The sequence below is a fragment of the Corynebacterium sp. NML98-0116 genome (genome assembly GCF_001767255.1).
In the GTDB taxonomy this organism is placed as follows: Bacteria; Actinomycetota; Actinomycetes; order Mycobacteriales; family Mycobacteriaceae; genus Corynebacterium; species Corynebacterium pseudogenitalium.
Genome location: NZ_CP017639.1, coordinates 1,388,759 through 1,410,568 on the forward strand (window position 1 = coordinate 1,388,759; position 21,810 = coordinate 1,410,568).

The 21,810-nt window shown below is 59.1% G+C and carries 17 protein-coding genes; 9 read left to right on the top strand and 8 right to left on the bottom strand.

The annotated features are described in order from the left end of the window. Positions 1-38: 38 nt before the first annotated feature. The 4 genes from BJP05_RS06230 to BJP05_RS06245 all read right to left on the bottom strand — a co-directional run bounded on the left by BJP05_RS06230 (position 39) and on the right by BJP05_RS06245 (position 4,901). Positions 39-857, bottom strand: a complete 819-nt coding sequence (locus tag BJP05_RS06230) for a trypsin-like serine protease (RefSeq protein WP_070362655.1) — start codon at positions 855-857, stop codon at positions 39-41. A gap of 89 nt (positions 858-946) precedes the next feature. Beyond that, on the bottom strand, positions 947-3,082 hold the full coding sequence (locus BJP05_RS06235; protein ID WP_070362656.1) for a DEAD/DEAH box helicase: 2,136 nt from the start codon (positions 3,080-3,082) through the stop codon (positions 947-949). After that, on the bottom strand, positions 3,079-4,221 hold the full coding sequence (locus BJP05_RS06240) for a HAMP domain-containing sensor histidine kinase (RefSeq protein WP_070362657.1): 1,143 nt from the start codon (positions 4,219-4,221) through the stop codon (positions 3,079-3,081). The genes BJP05_RS06235 and BJP05_RS06240 overlap by 4 nt, the downstream gene beginning before the upstream one ends. Next, positions 4,218-4,901, bottom strand: a complete 684-nt coding sequence (locus BJP05_RS06245) for a response regulator transcription factor (protein ID WP_070362658.1) — start codon at positions 4,899-4,901, stop codon at positions 4,218-4,220. The genes BJP05_RS06240 and BJP05_RS06245 overlap by 4 nt, the downstream gene beginning before the upstream one ends. Before the next feature lie 113 nt (positions 4,902-5,014). Here BJP05_RS06245 and BJP05_RS06250 point away from each other — a divergent pair, with 113 nt between their 5' ends. The 6 genes from BJP05_RS06250 to BJP05_RS06275 all read left to right on the top strand — a co-directional run bounded on the left by BJP05_RS06250 (position 5,015) and on the right by BJP05_RS06275 (position 11,556). Then, positions 5,015-5,986 carry a hypothetical protein gene (locus BJP05_RS06250; RefSeq protein WP_070362659.1) on the top strand — a complete coding sequence of 324 codons (972 nt, stop codon included), beginning with the start codon at positions 5,015-5,017 and terminating at the stop codon, positions 5,984-5,986. A 15-nt stretch (positions 5,987-6,001) separates the two neighbouring features. Further along, entirely contained in the window at positions 6,002-6,886 is an 885-nt protein-coding gene (locus BJP05_RS06255; RefSeq protein ID WP_070362660.1) for a trypsin-like serine protease, read from the top strand. Positions 6,887-6,970: 84 nt separating this feature from the next. Further along, a complete protein-coding gene (locus BJP05_RS06260; RefSeq protein ID WP_205634828.1) occupies positions 6,971-8,353 on the top strand; it encodes an amino acid permease in 1,383 nt (460 codons plus the stop codon). An 88-nt stretch (positions 8,354-8,441) separates the two neighbouring features. Beyond that, on the top strand, positions 8,442-9,491 hold the full coding sequence (locus BJP05_RS06265) for a DNA cytosine methyltransferase (RefSeq protein WP_070362661.1): 1,050 nt from the start codon (positions 8,442-8,444) through the stop codon (positions 9,489-9,491). A gap of 9 nt (positions 9,492-9,500) precedes the next feature. Next, positions 9,501-10,415: a NaeI family type II restriction endonuclease gene (locus BJP05_RS06270; RefSeq protein ID WP_070362662.1), complete on the top strand. Its 915-nt coding sequence runs from the start codon at positions 9,501-9,503 to the stop codon at positions 10,413-10,415. Between the two features lie 142 nt (positions 10,416-10,557). Then, positions 10,558-11,556, top strand: coding sequence for an L-lactate dehydrogenase (locus BJP05_RS06275; protein ID WP_070362663.1), 999 nt, complete (start codon positions 10,558-10,560; stop codon positions 11,554-11,556). Positions 11,557-11,617: 61 nt separating this feature from the next. Here BJP05_RS06275 and BJP05_RS06280 read toward each other — a convergent pair whose 3' ends face one another. Beyond that, complete coding sequence (locus tag BJP05_RS06280) at positions 11,618-12,430, bottom strand: nucleoside hydrolase (RefSeq protein ID WP_084028589.1); 813 nt, start codon at positions 12,428-12,430, stop codon at positions 11,618-11,620. A gap of 9 nt (positions 12,431-12,439) precedes the next feature. After that, positions 12,440-13,648: an MFS transporter gene (locus BJP05_RS06285; protein WP_070362665.1), complete on the bottom strand. Its 1,209-nt coding sequence runs from the start codon at positions 13,646-13,648 to the stop codon at positions 12,440-12,442. 124 nt (positions 13,649-13,772) lie between these two features. Between BJP05_RS06285 and BJP05_RS06290 the strand changes: the two genes are divergently transcribed. Next, entirely contained in the window at positions 13,773-14,234 is a 462-nt protein-coding gene (locus BJP05_RS06290) for a hypothetical protein (RefSeq protein WP_070362666.1), read from the top strand. 8 nt (positions 14,235-14,242) lie between these two features. Here BJP05_RS06290 and BJP05_RS06295 read toward each other — a convergent pair whose 3' ends face one another. Then, positions 14,243-14,842: a hypothetical protein gene (locus tag BJP05_RS06295; RefSeq protein ID WP_070362667.1), complete on the bottom strand. Its 600-nt coding sequence runs from the start codon at positions 14,840-14,842 to the stop codon at positions 14,243-14,245. Positions 14,843-14,896: 54 nt separating this feature from the next. Beyond that, complete coding sequence (locus BJP05_RS06300) at positions 14,897-16,462, bottom strand: carboxylesterase/lipase family protein (RefSeq protein WP_070362668.1); 1,566 nt, start codon at positions 16,460-16,462, stop codon at positions 14,897-14,899. 102 nt (positions 16,463-16,564) lie between these two features. Here BJP05_RS06300 and BJP05_RS06305 point away from each other — a divergent pair, with 102 nt between their 5' ends. Continuing rightward, positions 16,565-17,464 carry a hypothetical protein gene (locus tag BJP05_RS06305; RefSeq protein WP_070362669.1) on the top strand — a complete coding sequence of 300 codons (900 nt, stop codon included), beginning with the start codon at positions 16,565-16,567 and terminating at the stop codon, positions 17,462-17,464. Positions 17,465-18,024: 560 nt separating this feature from the next. Continuing rightward, on the top strand, positions 18,025-21,738 hold the full coding sequence (locus BJP05_RS06310) for a multifunctional oxoglutarate decarboxylase/oxoglutarate dehydrogenase thiamine pyrophosphate-binding subunit/dihydrolipoyllysine-residue succinyltransferase subunit (protein WP_070362670.1): 3,714 nt from the start codon (positions 18,025-18,027) through the stop codon (positions 21,736-21,738). Positions 21,739-21,810 lie beyond the last annotated feature (72 nt).

A 21,810-nucleotide genomic window follows, 5' to 3' on the forward strand; every position in this document is an offset into this window, starting at 1 on the left:
CTTCTATACTGGCACAGTTCTGCAGGAATGCTAATGAGCTAGCTGTAATTCACTACGCCTGGTAGGAACCCTGCGAGTGCACTGAACCCGTCAGTCACAGCGCCACGAACCGCATCAGCAGCCGGGCCAACGGCCGAGCCCGAAGCCGGCATCATGAGGTTCTGCGCATACAGGCCCAACAAGCGTGACTCAGCGACGCGAGGCCCATCAGTAGCGTGCACGCCAACGACCAGGTCGCGCGAGCCCAGCAGCGGTACCTTTTGTGCAACCCACTGCGAAGAAACAACGCCAACAAATCCGCGGCCCGGAATCCACAGCGGGCCACCGGAGTCGCCGGGACGGGTCATCGGCGCTTCGACGAAGAACGTATTTCCTTCTGCTCCGCCGAAGCGACCGCACGTGGGGGCGCCCGTCGGCCGGTTCGAGGTTTGCCCGAAGTAGCACACGCGCTCACCGACGGCGATTGTGTTTGGGTTTACCCACGCGTCACCGGAGAACCGGTTGCCACCGATCTGCACCGGCGCGTCCCACTGGATAGCGGCCCAGTCATTGCCAAGGCGGCCGTCGTACGCCTTCGAACGATACAGGGTGCCGAGCTGTGGCGAAGCAACCCTCGCGTTGTGGTCCACGATGCGCACACGCGCACCGTCCGGTCCACAGTGCGCCGCAACCAGGCTTCGCCTGCGAGACGGTTCATTAAATCCGACGGTGCAGTAACCGCCGCCTTCAACCATCACGGCTCCGCCCTGCTCTACGCGCTGCAGGTTCTGTGCCTGCGCAGTCGGCAAGTTCGTTACGACGCCCACTCCGAGCGCAAGCGCCCACCCCAGCGTGAGCAAACGGCGATTCAACTTCATGCCTGTGCAGTCTACTGCACAACCAAGCAATGAAAAACGCACCCGTCGAGTAGTCATTACTCAGCAGGTGCGCTCAGGATCAAGGGCGCTTAGTCCCAGCTGCGGTCATGCCCGCGGCCACCGCGGCGATCGTCACGGTCGTAACCGCCACGTCCCCGCCCGCGGCCACCGCGGCGATCATCGCGGTCGTAACCGCCACGCCCGCGCCCGCGTCCACCGCGGCGATCATCGCGGTCGTATCCACCGCGCCCGCGCCCGCCGCGTCCGCGCGGAGGTGCACCGTGATCACGCTGAATATTGATCAGCTGACCGGAAATACGGGTATCCGTCAAACGATCAAGGACCGCGCTGTCCAGGTTCTTCGGCAGCTCAACCAGGGTGAAGTCCCCACCGATAGTGATGCGACCAAAGTCCTTGGAGCTCAAGCCCCCCTCGTTGGCGAGCGCACCAACGATTGCACCCGGGCGAACATGCTGGCGCTTGCCAACATCCAGGCGGTAGGTGTCGAAGTTCTCCGAATCGTGGTCGAAGCGGCTGCGGCCTCCACGACGGTCATCACGGTCACGCCCGCGGCCACGGCGGTCGTCGCGATCCCACCGATCACGGTCCCGCCGATCGCGACGGTCCTTCGGCGGCTCCTTCATCAGGAACTCGTCACCCTCCAAAGCCTGCGTTGCCAAAGCAGCGGCGATGTCGTCCATCGGCACGTTGTTGGCTGCGGAGTATTCGCGGACCATGGACCTAAACACCTGCACCTCGCTCGCCTCGAGCGACTCGGTGATGGAGTCCATAAACTTCGTCTTGCGGCTCTCGTTGACCTCGTCGACCGTCGGCAGATCCATCTCTTCGATGGTCGCGTTGGTTACGCGCTCGATGGAGCGCAGCATGCGACGCTCACGTGGAGTGACAAAGAGGATCGCCTCACCTGTACGGCCTGCACGCCCGGTGCGGCCAATGCGGTGCACGTATGACTCGGTGTCATTCGGGATGTCGTAGTTCAGCACGTGGCTGATGCGCTCAACGTCCAGGCCACGAGCAGCGACATCGGTAGCGACCAGGATGTCAAGGCGGCCGTCGCGAAGCTGATCAACGGTACGCTCACGCTGCTGCTGAGCGATGTCACCGTTGATCGCAGCTGCGGAGAACCCGCGGGCACGCAACTTCTCAGCCAGCTCCTCAGTCTCCTGCTTCGTACGCACGAAGACAATCATTGCCTCAAACTCAGTGACTTCAAGGATTCGGGTGATCGCATCGAGCTTGTTGCGGTGCGCCGTGAACAGGTAACGCTGGGTGATGTTCGTATTGGTGCGCGTCTTCGACTTCACCGTGACTTCAGTCGGGTTGTCGAGGTACTGCTTCGAGATACGGCGAATAGCGTTCGGCATCGTCGCAGAGAACAGCGCAACCTGCTTCTCTTCCGGTGTGTCCTCCAAGATGCGTTCCACGTCTTCCTGGAAGCCCATGTTCAGCATCTCGTCTGCCTCATCGAGGACAAGGAAGCGCAGGTTGGAAATGTCCAACGAACCCTTCTCCAAGTGATCGATGACGCGGCCCGGAGTACCCACGATGATCTGGGCACCGCGGCGCAGACCGGACAACTGGATACCGTATGCCTGGCCACCGTAAATCGGAAGCACGGAGATCCCGCCAAGGTGGTCTGCAAACGACTGGAAGGAGTCTGATACCTGCAGCGCAAGCTCACGTGTAGGCGCGAGGATCAGTGCCTGCGGGTAGCGCTCCTTGCGGTTGATCCGCGAAAGGATCGGCAGCGCAAACGCGGCCGTCTTACCGGTACCCGTTTGCGCGAGGCCGACAACGTCGCGGCCTTCCATCAACAGTGGAATGGTTTCAGCCTGAATCGCGGATGGCTGCTCAAAGCCAACCTTCTTCACGGCATCCACGACTTCTTCAGGCAGATTCAGGTTCTCGAACCCGTTCACTGGCTCTTCAGCGGTCTCGTCTGCCTCTGTGGCCTCGTCCGCCTCGCTCCCAGCGAGGTCCGCCACGTCGCCACCGACGACGTCGGCAAGGCTCAAAATCTGCTCAGTCTCATTAGTTTCGGCATTGGCTGCGTCTTGCGCAGCGCCGGTTTCCTCAGAAACTCCCGCATCCCTGGTGTCCTCACGTGCAGCATCCGCTGCGACATCCTGCGGGTTTTCCTGATTTTCCGACACATTCATATCCGGCTCTTTCTCGCCGCCGGTGGCGTTTTCGGAAGTGATCATTGTTTCCCCACAGTACGCCACCCTGCAGTGATTTTCCTATTCGCCACTGGCAATGTCATCCGCGCCACGAGTCCGCCACCAACTTCAGCGCTTCGCGCCTCGAGCTCCAACTCCCCGTGGTGCGCACGCGCAATCGTATCAACCAGCGCCAGCCCTAGTCCGTGCCCCGGACGCGCACCAGCAACGCGCGCATTCGCCCTGCTAAATGGCTCTACGAGCTGGCTGACTGTGGCAGGGTCCAACACGTCCCCATCATTGACGACGCCCACTTCGACCCCATCACCGGATCCAGTCCGGCAAACACGCACCTGCACAGTCCCGTCCACGCCGTGGATACGAGCATTCTCGATGAGGTTTTGGATCGCGTGGCGCAATAGCACGACATCGCCGAGGACGTGAATGTCTGGCTCGATGGTGGCGTCGATACCTTCGTCGATCGAGGCGACAGTGGTAATGAGCTCTGAGATGTCAATGTCGCGCGCCTCGAGTACTTTGGCCTCGGCCTGGCTGAAGTTCAGCAGCGACGTGACCATCTCCGCAGACGACGCATTCACGGTGCGGATGTCGCGGATGGCGTCGCGTAGCTCCTCTGCAGGTGCATTCGGGTCTAGTAGCGCGACATCTGCGATGGTCTGAATGGTAGCGATCGGGGTTTTCAGCTCATGGGACGCGTTTGATGCAAAGCGTTGCCGTGCCGCGATGGAGTGCGCGAGGGACTCCAGCATCGAGTCGAGTGCGTGCGCGAGGTCAGCGACATCGTCAGCGGGGCCTTCGTAGTCGAACCGCTGATCAAGATCGCCGGCAGAGACCAGACGTGCAGTCGCCGCGATGGTACGTACGGGTTTGAGCAACACACCCGCGACGAACCAACCGATGGCGCCGGCGAGCGCCGTCAGCACGCACAGCGCGACGAGCGAGGCGCCGAGCATCACGTTGAGCACCTCGTGTGAGATGGGCACGGACCCATCAATAAATGCTCCGTCACTGCCGGGAACGCCCCCGACGCCCTCGATGACAGCTTGCACAGGTACCGGAGTCAGGCGCAGATAGAGGTACACCACCGCGGTCAGGCTCAGCCCTGCGGTAAAAACCGTTGCCACGAACAACCACGACGTACGCGCACGAAGTGAAAGCCTCATTGGTACGGCTCCTCCGCAACGTAGTAGCCAGCGCCGGGCATTGTTTGCACAATCCAAGGCTGCCCCAGCTTGCGCCGCAAGTGCGAGATAGTGACCCGAATCGAATTGGAGAACGGGTCCGCGTTCGCGTCCCATGCCTCTTCTAAGAGCTGCTCCGCGGAAATAACGTGCCCCTGTGCTCGCATCAGCGTTTCAAGCACCGCGAACTCTTTCGGCGACAACGCAATCGACGCGCCGCTTCGGTGGACTTGGTGAGTGCCTCTGTCGAGGATGACGTCGCCGCACGTGAGCGTCGAGGTTGTTTCAGGTGCGGCTCGTCGCAACAAGGCTTTGACGCGAGCCAGCAACTCGGGCAGCTCGAACGGCTTGGTCAGATAGTCGTCCGCCCCAATCTCGAAGCCTTGGAGACGATCCTCGAGCGTTGCGGACGCCGTGAGCATCAGCACCCGCGTGTTTGGGTACAGCTCACGGACGGTTGCACAGACGTCGTCGCCGTGAACCTCGGGGATATCTCGGTCGAGCACGATCACATCTATCGGTTGTGATTCCAGGCGGTCGAGCGCGGAGCGGCCGTCGTAACGCACATCAACGAGCATGTCCTCACGGCGCAGTGCTTTGCCTAACGCATCGGCGAGCAGCGTCTCGTCCTCAACGATCAAAATCTTCGGCGGTGCAGCCACAACAGCCCCTTCCACGTTGGAGTTCTTGTATTCTGCTGTGATTCTAATTGGGGCTTCTTACGGGGTCGCAATGTTAACGCTCTCGCAACATCGCCCTGCATAGCGTGAGGAGCATGTCAAAGACTTCCACACCGGATCTGCGAGTTCACGGTATTGATTACGCGCGAGCCGTAGCACTCGCAGCCATGATCTTCGCGCACCTCACCCATCCTGCTGGCGTCACGGGTCAGTTGCTCTACGGCTTCCCCGCGGCAACGTTCGCGTTCCTGGCTGGCATCTCGATGGAGCTGATGGCCCGGCGCGCCCAAGCGGTAGGCGGCGAGGCTGTCGCGCGCTGTCGCCATGGCTTTTATGTTCGTGGGACGCTACTGATTGTGCTGCATGTGCTCCTCGTGCCGTTCGCTGGCGACATCGAGGTTGTGCTCCTTGTCTTTGGCATCTGCTACCTCTGCTTAGCGACGCTTCCCCACTGGCCAACTGCGCGTTTGGGCTTACTGCTTGCGGGGTTGCTCTTTGCTTCGGCTGCAACGACGGCGCTCGGGACAGTTGTTGCACTACCGGCCGCAGTCTTCGGCGCCCCCTACCCTGTCTTTTCGTGGGCGGCACTCATGGTTGCGGGCATGGTGTCGTGGCGTGTCATCCTCCACCACCCATGGCGCCGTTGGGTCGCAGTCATTATCGCGGCGGCGGTGCTGCCTGCGGTGATTGCAGCTCGGCTGCACCTCAACACGGCAGGTGCTGGCCTATTCATCGCCGCGATCGATCCGAATGGGCACACCGGGGGACTCATTTCAGTGATCAGCGAGTGCGCCGTCGCGGCTGGTATCACTGCGCTGTGTCTCATCCTCGCACAGTTTGTTCCGTTTGGTTGTGACATGGGCCGGATGCCTCTGACGGTGTACTGCGCACACGTTGTCACGGCCAACGGCCACAGCGGGGTGGTATACGCAGTACTCACGCTGGCAGTTGCTTTCGCCTTCGCTGTGCTGTGGCGCAGCTTCTACGCCCGTGGACCACTCGAGGCCGCGATGCGCATGGTCGTGGCTCGCGCAACCCGGACCGATCTTCCTCCGCTCCAACACTAAAGAAAAGGAAAACTCATGAAACTGCACACCTCCACTCGTATTCTTAGCTCCTGCGTCGCTGCCACGCTCGTAGCACTCCCGGCAGCACCTGCATTGGCAATGCAGTCCGATACGTTCGCTGAGCCTTCGGCAGAGTCCAACGCAGTAGTCTCCGTCCGCACCGCGGACGATGACCCGGACACTGGCGTGTGCACCGGCACCGCAATTGCGTCCCACTGGGTTATTACTGCGCGCCATTGTATGGACCACCTACCACAAGCTGGCGGGTCCGTGCGTACTGGCCAGGGTGATAACCAGAAGTTTTATGACGTCGATAAGTGGATGACCACCCCGAAAGGCGATATTGCGCTGCTGCACACCTCTGAGGACCTCGGACTCGATGCTTATCCTGAGCTTGCTCGCGATATCCCGGCTGCAGGCAGCGACGCTACTTTCTACGGCTGGTCCTCTGATGGCTCTGGTGCCGGACGCACCCTTCCGTACGCAGACGCTACCGTCGACGGCCCAACCCCGATGATTCTGTTTGACGGCACCGACGGCGTCGAAGCCACCATGAAAGGTGGGGCAGCAACCCAGCCCGGTGATTCCGGCGGCGCGCTCTTCAGCGAAGGCAAAGTCGCAGCCATCGCGTCCGCATCACTATTCATGGATCCAGACAACCCGGACTCCGCTGAGGAGGGAGTGAGCCCGAAGGTCGCGTTTGCGCCGGTTGCTTCGCAGGCGGACTGGATCCGTGAGCAAATCTCCGCCAAGGAAGACTCGGCCGAAACGACCGCCACAGAAAATGACGGCGGTACGCCGACGTGGATGCTCATCACTGCCGGTGCCGCCGTCGTTATCGCACTGGTAGTTGCCGCAGTTGCACGCTCACGGAAGCGTGATGCTGATACTGCACAGTAGCGCTGCCTGAAAACGCGACCGAACTCACAGAATTACCTGTGAATAATTTACAGAGCAGCGTAATTAAACGTTATGATGTCTGCCATGACTTCCCGCTCGTCGAAGCCCAAGGGGCTTACACACCGCCATATCCACTTCATCGCCCTCGGCTCGGCGATCGGCACCGGGCTCTTCTACGGCTCCGCCGGCGCGATTCAGGCCGCCGGCCCCTCGGTGCTCCTCGTATACTTACTCGGAGGGGCCGTCGTCTACTTTATGTTGCGCGCCCTGGGCGAGATGAGTGTGCAGCACCCGGTTCGTGGGTCGTTCGCGGTGTACACCAGGGAGCACCTTGGTGGCCTGGGCGGATACATTACCGGGTGGATGTTCGCATTCGAGATGATGATCGTCTGCCTTGCGGACTTGACTGCCATCGGCATTTATATGAAGTTCTGGTTCCCCGACACCCCAGCATGGGTATGGATTACCACTACTCTGTTGGTCATTGGTGCGGCGAACCTCGCATCCGTGCGCTGGTTCGGCGAGCTGGAGTTCGCATTCACGCTCATTAAGGTCGTCGCCGTAATGGCGATGATCGTCGGCGGTGCTGCCATCCTCGCATTTGGTTTGGGTACCGACCCAGATACGACCGGAATCTCTAACCTCTGGAACGACGGTGGCTTCTTCCCGAACGGCATCGAAGGCATGATCGCAGCGTTCATCCTCGTGCTCTTCGCATTCGGCGGAACTGAGATCATCGGCGTCGCCGGCACCGAAGCAGACGATCCGGACCGCTCGATCCCGAAGGCCGTCAACACCGTACCGCTGCGCATCCTGCTGTTCTATGTCCTCGCCATCCTGGTTATCTTGATGCTCAACCCGTGGCGTGCAATGACTGGTGAAGAAAGCCCCTTCGTTCAGATCTTTGACACACTTGGCGTGAACTGGGCCGCTGCACTGCTCAACTTGGTGGTCATCACTGCTGCCCTTTCTGCAATTAATGCAGACCTGTTCGGCACTGGGCGCGTTCTTACTGGCCTGGCGAAGGAAGGCCTAGCCCCGAAGATCATGAAGCGCACCATCCGCGACATCCCAGTAATGACGACCATTACCCTGTTGCTCGTACTCATCATCGGCGTGGTGCTCAACGCGCTCTATCCGAACATCTTCGAGACCATCGCAGCGCTGGCCACCTTCGCAACCGTGTTTGTGTGGCTGATGATCCTGCTGGCACACGTCGCATCTCGCCGCAACATGTCCGCGGCAGAGCGCGAGACCTTGAGCTTCCCTGTACCGTTCTGGCCCTACGGGCAGTGGTTCGCGATCATTTTCATCTTGTTCACATTCGGCATCATGGTGTGGCTGCCGCAGTATCACATGGCGCTCGCCGTAGGCGTTGCATTCGTGGTCATCATGACTGTGCTCTACTTTGTCACCGGGCGCCCAAAGGCAGTTGCGGCAGCGCACGTTACTTACGAGATGAAGTAGCACATATTTTCGAATAAAAATATCCATTGTCTGCTGTGCACGCTATCCTATGCCTACACATTCCAAGTTTTAGCCAGAAGGAGACGCGATGCGCCTGTCTACGGTTACTTCCGAGCCCACGTTGACCTCTATCGAGATCTGCGCTGGCGCTGGAGGCCAAGCACTTGGGCTCGAGCAAGCAGGTTTCCAGCATCTAGCCGTGGTGGAAATCGACAACTGGGCAGCAGAGACACTGCGAGCCAATCGCGGCTGTGACCATCCCCATCCGTGGCCAGTACACGAAATGGATGTACATGACTTCGACGGCACCGTATGGCGCGATCAGGTCGATCTCTTTGCAGGTGGCGTTCCGTGTCCGCCCTTTTCCATCGCGGGAAAACAGCTCGGCGCAGACGACGAGCGTGATCTGTTCCCGCAAGCCCTACGACTGGTAGGAGAAATCAATCCAAAAGCCGTCATGCTGGAGAACGTCCGAGGCCTTGGCCAAAAGCGGTTTGATTCCTACCGCAATGAAATTGTCAGTGAGCTCGATCGGATGGGTTACACCACCTACTGGTCACTGTTTCAATCGGCAGACTTCGGTGTCCCCCAACTGCGCCCACGGTTCATTTTGGTAGCCCTGAAACACGAGTTTGCCGAGTACTTCGAATGGCCGACCCCGAATATGCATCACACATCCGTTGGTAGCGCACTTCGCCACCTAATGGGAGAAAATGGCTGGCCGGGAGCGGACGCATGGGCAGATCGAGCCGATACGGTAGCACCGACGCTCGTTGGCGGATCAAAGAAGCACGGTGGACCAGACGTTGGCCCGACTCGAGCAAAGGCAGCATGGAAGAAGCTCGGCGTCCGAGGAACTTCGATCGCAGACAGCGCACCAGGCCCCGACTTCCCTGTCGATGACCCGGACAACCTTCCCCGCCTTACCGTGCGGATGGGCGGCGTTATCCAAGGGTTCCCTGAAGATTGGGATTGGCAAGGTGGCAAGACCGCCCAATGGCGCCAAGTCGGCAATGCATTTCCGCCACCGGTTGCGGCTGCAATCGGAACCGCAATCAAGGACGCACTACTTTCCTGCAATGCCGTAACGAAAGCCCCCGAGGTGGCCCCACAACTGGCGCTTCAAACGCACGCATAGGATCTGCCCATGACACACAACCTTGATGGCGATTTTTCCCATGAACTCGCCGAGCTCTTCCGTAACGAGTTTCCCGACGGCGAAGCAATGGGAAGAATATTTCGACAAACTTTCGACCAGGCCTATGACGGCCAGCACACGGGCCGGTTCGACCCAGCGCAGCTGAGCAAGACAGAACTTGCCCACATTGGATCGTTGGTTGAAATTAACATTCGCCGAGGGTTTGACGGCACTATCATGGACGGCGACAAGATGGATTTCAAGATCCTCGGCCATGAAGTTGACTGTAAATACTCCAAAAACCCCTACGGCTGGATGATCCCGATGGAAGCAGTTGGCCACCACGCCATGCTCTGCCACGCAAATGAGGTTACTTCCACTTTCCGAGTAGGCTTCGTCAAAATCACCGACGACATCCTCACCGCAGGTGGAAACCGTGACCGCAAGCGAACCATCATGGCAGCAGCACGCAACAAAATTGCGTGGGCCTGGTTCGATCACCCGTACCCGAATAACGTGCTCCTCCATGCGGATGAGGAAACTGTCGCCAAAATTATGGAATTGCCTTCTGGGCAACAGCGCCTCGACATGTTGTTTCGCTCAATCCAGCAGGTGCTCATTCCGCGCGGCATCATTTACACTGTCGCTCAGCAGAAAGACCCAATGAAGCGCATTCGATACAACGGCGGATCAAGGTCACGCCTCCAGGAGGAAGGCATCTTGATCCTTGGGGACTACCGGCGCCACCAAGCTATCGCAGAGGCCCTCTGCCTTCCGATTTGCAAGAATGGCGATAGCCTCGCCGTACGAGTAACTCCAGCTGAACCGCATTTTGTTGGTCCTGCAGTAGATATCGAAGGTCAAACTTGGCGAATCGCCACGGGCGCCGACTCACTCCATCGTGCGCCACGCCTCCCCTTTTAATACCCCAAAGCCATCAATGCCCGGTTATGCCCGCCTATTTCCGTTATCTTGGTTACATATTTCGATTGGTATTCCCATTGTGGTGGAAAATCTGCAATGATGGGTAGCGGAACATAGTTTTACTGGATTCAGGAGAGATCACATGACTATCACCAATCCGTCTACCCCGTCGAACAACATCACGCCAGGCAACAAGATTGTCTTGATTGGTGCTGGTGATGTCGGCGTCGCGTTCGCATACGCAATCCTCAACCAGGGTATTTGCGACCACCTCGCAATTATCGACCTGAACGAGAAGAAGACGTGGGGTGAGGTCGAGGACCTCAACCACGCAATGCCGTACTCAGGCCACAACACCAAGATCACGGTCGGCACCTACGAGGACTGCCGCGACGCAGCGCTCATCGTCAACTGTGCAGGTGTTGCACAGCGCGACGGCGAAACCCGCCTTGAGCTCGTGGGCCGCAATGTGAAGATCTTCGAGTCCATCAACAAGGAAGTGATGGCCAACGGCTTCAACGGCATCTACCTGGTTGCAACCAACCCTGTCGATGTCCTGACCTACGCCACCTGGAAGCAGACCGGTCTTTCCTCCGCACAGGTCGTGGGTTCCGGCACCATCCTGGACACCGCACGCTGGCGCTGCAACCTCGGCAAGTACTTCGGTGTTTCCGCAAGCTCTGTCCACTCCTACATCATCGGTGAGCACGGCGACACCGAGCTGCCTGTCGTGGCATCCGGCTCCGTCGCTGGCGTTTCGCTACGTCGTCGTCTGGAGAAGGAAGCAGAAACCGATCCGAAGATCTACGAGCGCATCGACGAGATGTTCGTCGCAACCCGCGATGCCGCCTACAAGATCATCGAAGCCAAGGGCTCCACGTCCTTCGGTATCGGTGCTGGCCTTGCACGCATCACCCGCGCAATCCTGATGAACGAGGACGTCGTACTGCCAGTCTCTGCTCTCCTTGAAGGCCAGTACGGTCAGGAAGACATCTACATCGGCACCCCGGCTGTTATCAACCGCAACGGTGTCCGCGAGGTTGTCGAGCTGCACCTTGAAGATAGCGAGAAGGAAAAGTTCGATCACTCCGCCAACACCCTTCGTGGCGTGATGGTCGAAGCTGGCCTCACCGAGGCATAAGCCTTTCCCATACCCTTCGATTGCGCCCGCCGGACACACCCCGGCGGGCGTTTTGTCTGCGTTAGTCCTCCGCCCGGAGGTGCCTCGTTACGTCCAGAGCATCATCGCCGCGTGCAAGAGCGTCAAACGTGGCGCAGCAGGCGTCGAAAAGCTTGACGACGTCCTCTTCGTCTACATCTGCGGCGTCAAGCACTAGCGCGTTCGGGTCATCATCTTCCTCGGCAGGCGCGAGCGTCACACACTGCCCACCAGCCTGGATATCACCTAACGCGACCTGGGCCGCGAGTAGCGACACGCCAGTAACCGCGGTGGCCCCGATTTCTGCCAGCGGTGCGCACCGTTGCACATCTACCTGTCCCAACGTTTCCGGTGCTGCACAGACAGTGATCGCCACCGGGGTGTCCTGCAGCACCACATCGGAGGCTTCTCGGTCGAGTAGAAGGCTGGATTCAGACACAACGATGTGCTCAAGTGCGTCGAAGTACTCGGGGTAGCGCCGTGAAAACTCGGCGAGGTTTGTCAACGGGCCCGTGCAAATCAAGCATAGGTCCCGTGTACCTCGTGCGCACGCGTCGGCCCACAACAGGTCCCAGTCATTCGCGACGTAGCGATCTGGGACTTGGGCGTCACCCAGGCCAGCATCGCGCGTCGGTTGGTGTTTTGGCACGTCACAACCTGCTGCGACCGCAACAGCGGGCAGGCCGCAGCGTGCCAGCACCCACGCAGCATGCTGGGCACATTGCGCAGCTGAGGCGCTACCGCTTGAGGTTGTCACGCACTCCAATTCAGCCCGTCCATGATGGTGCGCAGCAACGACATATGCCAACGCAAGCGTGTCCTCGACCCCTGGGACGCAGTCAACAATTATTCGCACCGTGCTCCTTTACGCAGTGGACCTGTGCAGAGATTCCTTACTGTACATTGCCCAGAGCAATAGAGCGACCAGAGCAACTACTCCGCAGGCGCCAAACGCGATAGCAAAGCCGAACACCTCCGCCAGAAAGCCGATCACAATCGGTGCCGCAATCTGGCCGGAGTCCTGCACCATCTGATAGGTAGAAATCACTTTGCCACCCGAGCGGTCGTTGCCGATGATGTCAGCTAGCGTCGCCTGCGAGGCAGGACTCATCAGCCCACCGCCAACACCCGCGCACACTGAGACCAGCAACAGCACCCACACAGTCGTGGCAAGTCCGAGTGTGCCCGTGAATATTGCCGAGACCGCAAGACCTGCGAGAATGCAAGGACGACGTCCGATCCGGTCAGCCAGCCGACCAGAAAACTGCAGCGTGACACCCGTGCCCAGCGCGAACGCAGTCAACGCAAGTCCGGATGCCGCGCCACCATTTGCAAATATCGCCGCAGCGAACAGCGGAAGGACCGAAACGCGCGCACCAAAGTTGACAAAACCATTTGTAAAGGCAACAGCGAGCAACGCACGGTACGTGGGTTGCTTCCAGGCTCGGCGCAGGGGCATTGGCGGCTGCTGTATTTTCGGCGCCTCTGGCTTGTGTTGCCGAGACGTAGCAACCCACACGATAGTTGCCGCAAGAGCGACACCAACACCGTAGACTGCGAACGGAATTCGGTATCCAAGGAAACTGAGGCCAGCGCCGATGATTGGCCCGAAGATGTTGCCAAGCAAGAATGACGATGCATAAAGTGCATTCGCTCGCCCACGGATGCCAGGAGGAATCACGCGAACGATGAAGGCCTGTGCTGAGAGCGTAAACATCGTGGATCCAAAGCCAGCGATAAAGCGCAACGCCAAAATATGCCAGTACGCCTGAGCAAACGCCACGGCAAAGGTTGCAGTCGCAACAATGCTCAGCCCGGTGAGGTACACCGGCCGCGATCCGAGCTTATCCACCAGAGCGCCAGCGCCTGGCGCACCAAGCAAGCGAGCTGCCGCAAACGCGGAGATCACCGCTGCAGCGGCCGCCATGGACACGTTGAAGCTGGCGGCGAACTGTGGCAACACCGGGGCGATGAACCCGTAGCCGAGCGCAATGATAAACGCTGCGGTGCACAGCACCCATATCACTGATGGCAGCTTTGGTGACGCGCCGCCCTTATATGTTTGTTCCGTCATACCAGCGACAACACTAGTCTTTCTTCGCGTTCGCGTCCCATTACGCAATAACATTAGCACTGTTGTTCGAATACATGGCCAATTTCGCTACTCCATGTCTAGCTGCTCTCGTACGCTTCGAAGCATGTTCTACGAATCAACGATTGCTCAAGAAATTATTCATCGCTTTGACGACACCGTCCAAGCCCTCAGCGCCACAGTCAAGCACCCTCGCTCTCTTGCACGACCAACTGGCTCGTGGCGCCCGCCGGTCATCGCATTGCCGCGAGTCATAGACAAGCAACACATCAACCTTGCGCTTACGCGGCGGAGAGTCGGCCCGCGGGCTCAGGCGATGGTGCAAGGTTACGGAGCGTCTGCACGTCCCGCGTACATCATCGAAGCACGATTCACCGCCCAGTCGGGTGCGCCGGTCAACCCCGCGGTAGCTGAGGGTTGGATGCGCGCGCTCTACCCCGACGCGACGGAGGACATGCTTCATCTTCTGCCACACCCATACGCGGCAACGTATGTCTGGCTAGTCGACGGCCACTTCGATCCCGTCCGCTCTCCTTCATCCCTGTTCGCTGGACTGAACGTAGCGTAACCGGTTGGCTACTGCCCTGGTTCGTCGTCAAGCGGAAGCATCTGACTCTCCCAGTCTTCAGCCTGGTCAGCAACCAGATTCAAGACATCAAAAAGCCTGTCGATGTCGGTGAAGCTACCCAAGTTAAGTTCTTCGGGATCTGCTTCCTCATCGTCTCCAGGAACCACAAACTGCACGTGGGCAGTGGCTGTGGCGTCGATAACTTCGACCTCCACGTGGACTTCAGCCTCTGTACCAACTTCTGCGAAGACGAGTTGATGGTTTTCGGCGTCCGGAAAGAATTCAAGCCCGGCGATACGTTCATCTGCAGCCTCGAGCAGGCTGCGGAACACGGTAACCACCTCGTCAGTGGCTATATGCTCAGCGACAGCGGACACAGCATCTTCGGCAGAAAATATAACTGCGACCAATGCTGCTTCAAAGTCCTCATCGTCTTCATCAACGTCAGCAGCCGCGATATACACGTTCGCCGCTGGCAGTTGCTCGTCGATAACAACGAACTGGATCTCAATCTCGGGGGTGATAGGAACAAACATCGTGTCGTCGTGCACACGAGACTCAATACCTTCACGGTCTAGAGCCGCGGCAATGTCTTCTAAAAAGCTCACGAAGAATCCTCTACTCTTCCTCATCGTGGTTGTCACCGGCGGACGATGCCAAGCCTACTGTTCTGGCCCCATGATGCGCATCCACGCTTCGCGGCCCTGCCAGCTACGCATGTCAAAAGCCTCCCATGCCCGGCGTTTGTGACGTTTTGGGTCGTACACGATTGACGGATGTTCGTTGATGATTGCGGTCGCGCGCCCGGGGTGGTCGTCGCCACGAAAATCGTAGCGGGGCCAGTTCGGCCCTGGTTCGCCGGTATGAAAGAACGACCCCCAGTTGCGCTGCATCACTTCAACTACTGCTTCAAACGCAACGGTGGAGCCAAATCGGTCGATCTTCGATGAGCGTGTACCTTCCCGATCGCCAAACACCGCCATCAGGTCGGCTGTGTGCATTGCCCCCAACCCGAGCCGCCGCATTGTCGCCGATGCATATTCAAAGCGGTACATCCAAGTCGGAGCCACCTTACGGTGCTCCCCTGCAGCGATCACCGACGGTCCCCAGAACACGGCGTCTGCGAGAAACTCGGCGAAGTCCGTACGCTGGCTCACGTCGCTATACGCCTGGATGACCGCTGTCGCGTTCTGCGCGTCATATGCCTCGAGCAAGCGGCGTGCTGCACGCTGACGGGCTTTCGTCCGCTGATACAGAGCCTTTGCAAAGCTGGCCTCATCCGCATTGGTCCCGATGATCAACGGCACCGACGCCTGTTGCCCGGCGCGGAACATGTCCAGCGGGTGAGCTGGCAGCGTGGTGCCATCGACCGTCGGCATGAAGCTCAAATTCAGTTCGCGCAGCTCGCGGCCAGTAAACAGCATGGACTGCCCCACTCTAACCAGTTCCTCGGCCGGTACCTCCCGGAGGTGCTCGAGGGTAGATAGTCGCGATAGCCCCATGCCGTCAAGAAGTGTCGACGTCCACATCGCGGCCTGTGCCTTCGTATGAACGGAAGAAAGCGGAGTGGACTGGGCGATTGCCCGGTGGAACAACCCCCGAGCTGCCGGAGCGCACATCATATGGATTACTGAAGCTGCCCCGGCTGACTCGCCCATGATGGTTACGTTATTCGGATCCCCTCCGAAGGCCGCGATGTTTTCGTGCACCCACTGCAGCGCGAGGATCTGGTCCAAAATGGCGGGGTTGGCAGCGCAGTCCTCGCCGATACTGCGCAGATCCAAGTACCCAAGCACCCCGAGGCGAAAGTTTAAGGAGACATAGACGATATCGGTGGCATTAGCCAGAAAGTGCCCCTGGAGTACTTTCTCATGACTCGATCCGCTTACGAACGATCCACCGTGAAAATAGATGACGACGGGGAGTACGTCGTCCGTATCAGGCCGAACGATGTCTGCGTGTAGGCAGTCCTCGGTGCCGATTACTGTGTCTTTCCACCCGAAATTCGTCTGCATCGCAGGTGGCCGATAGTTGGTTGTGGTGCGCACACCTGACCACGAAGGCGCAGGCTGTGGGGCCCGAAATCGGTTCTCACCGCCCATATCTGCACCGTAGGGTACCCCGCGCCAAGTGCGAACCCCGGTTTGTGGATCAATAGTGCCAGCAACGATTCCCGAGGTGGTCTGCACCTGGAGGTGCTCCTGCGGATTGTTGCTGTTGAGATGCATGCCTTTTAGCCTAGCCCGGAATTCTGTCTATTCTCGTGGAGTTTCTAAGGCGGGTACGATGAACGCTCGTACCAATAATTAATAAGGAGAAAAACACACAGCATGTTAGAAAAGTTCCGCAAAGACAAGCACGAAGACGACGAACCTGTAGTCGAAATTATTGAAGACGCCCGTGCTGAAGACTTAAGCTCCCTCGAGGAGAAAGCAGGCCCAGCAGGCCGAGCGTTTATCGCAGCAGTAGATAAGGCTGTCCATCTTCAGTCCGGTGCCATTCGGGCTTACGTGAACTGGCTTCGCCGTCAACACCCGGAGCAAAGTCCTGCGGAAATCCAGCACACGATGGACAAGCATTTTAAAAACGTAGTCTCCGCAACAGGTGCAGGCGTGGGCGCAGCAGCCGCGGTTCCTGGCGTAGGGCTCGTCACCGGCGCAGCAGCCGTTGCTGGCGAATCGGTAGTCTTCTTAGACCTCGCCGCGTTTTACACCCTCTCTTCCATGTACTTGCGCGACGTCAATATCGAAGACAAAGAGCGCCGACGCGCAGGCGTGCTCACGGTCATGATGGGCGCCCAGGGCGTTGCGATTGTTGACACGTTGCTCGGCGCGGACCGAGCTCGGCCGAGGGAGTTGGCGTCGAAAAATGTCCTGACGCGCTTTGCTGGCCCGGGCCTCGCCGAAGTCAATGGCATCCTGTCTCGTGTGGCCATGAAGTCGTTTACGAAGCGGTTCCGCCGAGCATGGATTGGCAAGATGCTGCCTCTGGGGCTCGGCGCGATCGCGGGCACCGCCGCCAACCGCAAGCTTGCCGACCACCTGATGGATAACATCGCCGTCGCCCTCGGCACTCCTCCCTCCCAATTCTTGAGCCCTCTTCCGGAAAAGCCTGACCAGGAGGAGGCTGGCCTCAGTGCGAATCCAAAGAACCTTCTGCGCTGGGTACTCCGACTCTTTGGTGACGACGACAAAGTACGCGACACCAATCAGCAAGAAATTACCAAATAGCTTCGGCTCCGAAGTTCATTCCCGCCTCCCCCAAAACTGAGGCGGGAATCACGCACTTCCATCTTTCGCCTACCCCCGGTAGCACCTCTGCTTTAGTTGGAGATCCACACCCTGCACCGCCGCCGAAACACAGCGCCCCCTCAAATACGCGAGCCTGCTTTGGCCCCACCTTCTTGGTCCCCCCGAGACTGCACACGAGCGCTTCTCGACAGCTGCCACCGTGAATACTGCTCGACGCCCACTCTGCACTTCCCCACGCACCAGGCCAAAGTCGACGTGCCCGCCCCACCTCTTCAAGAGTTCGAAATCAATCAATCACGAGCAAGCAACCGTTCAAATACTTGTTGTCGAATGAGGACGTATCATTGATAACGGTTCTCATGAGACCCTTCTCACTCAAAACGGAAGATATGCCCATTTGTGGTCTATCAACCGCTAAAGGGGGTAGATCTCACAAGTACGAGGGCTTTTCGGGAATGTAAGGTAGCACTACCTAATCCCAGACAATTAAAGTCGTTGAAAAGTTACATACAACCCAAGAAGAGAGGCGAGCACCTGCCGTGAGCAGCGAAGATACGTTCGGCCAGAACGACTGGCTGGTTGAGGAGATGTTCCAGCAGTACAAACAGGATCCCAACTCCGTTGACGCGGAGTGGCGCGATCTTTTCGAGAAGAAGGGCACCCCGCCGACGGTGACAAACACCCCGGCGCCAAAAGGTTCCTCGAAGACTGCGACGAGCGTCACCAGCTCCACGAGCGCTCCTACCCAGGACGGCCGTCAAACCCAGGTAGACCGCGCAGCCGCCGAAGCAGCTCCAAAGCGCACCAAGAAGCCGACCGCTTCCCCGTTGGACAAGCTCGATAGTGTCAAGGTCACTCCAGGCGAGGAACAGCTCAAGGGTGCGTTCCGCGCTATCGCGAAGAACATGAACGAATCGCTCGAGGTGCCAACCGCCACCACCGTGCGCGATATGCCGGTCAAGCTCATGTTTGAAAACCGCACGTTGATCAATGAGCACCTCAAGCGCACTCGCGGCGGCAAGGTTTCGTTCACGCATATCCTTGGCTACGCAATCATTCAGTCCACCAAGCTCCACCCGGACATGAATAAGAACTACAAGGAGGACGGCAAGAAGTCCTTCGCAGTTCAGCCTGAGCACATCAACCTGGGTCTAGCAATCGACCTGCCGCAGAAGGACGGGTCCCGCTCCCTGGTCGTCGCTGCGATTAAGGAGTGCGAGAACAAGTCGTTTGCGGAGTTCGTCGAAAGCTACGAAGACATTGTGCGTCGCGCGCGCGACGGCAAGCTCACGATGGACGACTTCTCTGGCGTAACCATTCAGCTGACCAACCCGGGTGGCATCGGTACCCGCCACTCGATTCCGCGTCTGACAAAGGGCCAGGGCACCATCGTTGGTGTCGGCGCAATGGACTACCCTGCAGAGTTTGCAGGTGCCAGCGAGGACCGTTTGGCGGAGCTGGGCGTCGGCAAGCTTGTGACACTGACCTCCACCTATGACCACCGCGTCATCCAGGGTGCAGAGTCTGGCGAGTTCCTGCGCGATATTTCGCAGCTCCTCGTCGACGATAAGTTCTGGGATTCCATCTTCGAGTCCCTCGAGATCCCGTTCCTCCCGATGCGCTGGGCGAAGGACCTGCCGAATTCCGGCGTGAACAAGGACACCCGTGTCATGCAGCTCATCGAGGCGTACCGCTCCCGCGGCCACCTCATTGCTGACACGAACCCGCTTCGTTGGCGCCAGCCGGGCCTGCAGCAACCGGACTCCCGTGACCTGCTGATGGAAACCCACGGCCTGACGCTGTGGGACCTCGACCGCACGTTCCACGTAGGTGGTTTCGGGGGCAAGGAAACAATGACGTTGCGCGAGGTGCTTAGTCGCCTACGTGCTGCCTACACCCTGCACGTCGGTGCTGAATACACCCATATTCTCGACCGCGATGAGCGTGAGTGGCTGCTCGAGCGCATCGAGGCTGGCATGCCGAAGCCGACGAATGCTGAGCAAAAGTACATCCTGCAGAAGCTCAATGCTGCTGAAGCATTTGAGAACTTCCTCCAGACGAAGTACCTCGGCCAGAAGCGCTTCTCCCTCGAGGGTGCGGAAACACTCATCCCATTGATGGACGCGGTGATTGATACCGCCGCTGGCCAAGGCCTCGACGAAGCTGTCATCGGCATGCCACACCGTGGTCGCCTGAACGTGCTGTTTAACATCGTGGGCAAGCCTGTCGCTACGATCTTCAACGAGTTCGAGGGCAACATGCAGTCCGCACAGCAGGGTGGCTCTGGCGACGTGAAGTACCACCTCGGCTTCGAGGGCAAGCACATCCAGATGTTCGGCGACGGCGAGATCAAGGTCTCGCTGGCCGCGAACCCGTCACACCTCGAGGCTGTTGACCCAGTGCTCGTCGGTATTGCCCGCGCAAAGGCGGACACGCTGCGTGAAAACGGTGTTCGCGACGACAATCCAGTGGTTCCGATTATGCTGCACGGCGACGCCGCATTCGCTGGCCTCGGCATCGTACAGGAGACGCTGAACCTGTCTCGCCTCCCTGGCTACTCCGTTGGTGGCACCGTCCACATCGTTGTGAACAACCAGATTGGTTTCACCACTACCCCTGACTCTGGCCGCTCCTCCTACTACGCCACCGACCTGGCCAAGGGCTTCAACTGCCCAGTGTTCCACGTCAACGGCGACGACCCGGAGGCAGCCGCCTGGGTTGCTCACCTGGCAACCGAATACCGCCGCGCCTTCGGCAAGGACGTCTTCATCGACCTCATCTGCTACCGTCTGCGCGGCCACAACGAGGCAGACGACCCGACCGTGACGCAGCCAGTGATGTACGACCGCATCCACTCCCACGACTCGGTGCGTACCCGCTACACCAAGGACCTCATCGGCCGTGGCGACCTCACGCAGGAAGAAGCCAAGATCGCGGCACAGGACTTCCACGATCAGCTTGACGCAGTCTTCTCTGACGTCAAGTCCGCTGAGGGCAAGCCAAGCGAGCAGACCGGCATCACGGACTCGCAGAAGCTCACTCGTGGCCTGGACACCTCGATCAGCGAGGATACGTTCAAGCGCCTTACGGATTCGTACGGCAAGCTGCCTGAGGAATTCGAGCCGAACAAGCGCCTGAACAACGTGCTCAAGAAGCGCGGTGGTTCCTTCGAAAACGGCGACATCGACTGGGGCTGGGGCGAGCTGCTCGCTTTCGGTTCCCTTGCAGAGCAGGGCAAGTTTGTCCGCCTTGCAGGTGAGGACTCACAGCGCGGTACGTTCACGCAGCGCCACGCGGTGCTCTACGACCCGAATAACGGCACTCCGTACAACCCACTCGACGCAAACGCGGAAGAACAAGACAACGGCGGACGCTTCGAGGTGTTCAACTCTGCACTGACCGAATATGCAGGTATGGGCTTCGAGTACGGCTACACCCTTGGCAACAAGGACGCTGTCGTCGCATGGGAGGCACAGTTCGGCGACTTCGCCAATGGCGCACAGACCATCATCGACGAGTACTTGTCCTCCAGCGAGACCAAGTGGGGCGAGCTTTCCAGCATGATTGCCCTCCTGCCGCACGGCTACGAAGGCCAGGGCCCGGACCACTCCTCCGCCCGTATCGAGCGCTTCCTCCAGCTGGTCGCCGAGGGCTCGATGACGATTGCCCAGCCGTCTACCCCGGCAAACCATTTCCACCTGCTGCGTCGTCAGGCGCTCGGTGAGATGAAGCGCCCGCTCGTCGTCTTCACCCCGAAGTCGATGCTGCGTAACAAGGCGGCGGTCTCGCAGCCTGCAGACTTCATCGAGGTGGACAAGTTCCAGTCAGTTATCGACGACCCCGAGTTCGTACAGCGTGGCAACGTCAAGGTTGACGGCGCAGATCACGACAAGGTCACCACGATCTTGCTGTGTTCCGGCAAGATCTACTACGAACTGGAGAAGCGTCGTAAGAAGGATAAGCGCGACGATGTCGCCATCATCCGTATCGAGATGCTGCACCCGATTCCATTCAACCGCATCCGGGATGCGTTCGAGAACTACCCGAACGCGAAGGAAATTCGCTGGGTTCAGGATGAGCCCGCTAACCAAGGCGCATGGCCGTTCTACAACGAGCACCTGCGCACACTGATTCCGGATATGCCTGAAATGGTCCGCGTCTCTCGCCGTGCGCAGTCGACCACTGCAACCGGCGTGGCGAAGGTCCACCAGGAAGAGGAGAAGACTCTGCTGGATGAGGCGTTTGCGAAGTAAGTAGCGCTTACACGCAATGGCGCCCCAACCGCTTACTGCGGTTGGGGCGCTTCCCTTTTGCGGATTCACTCA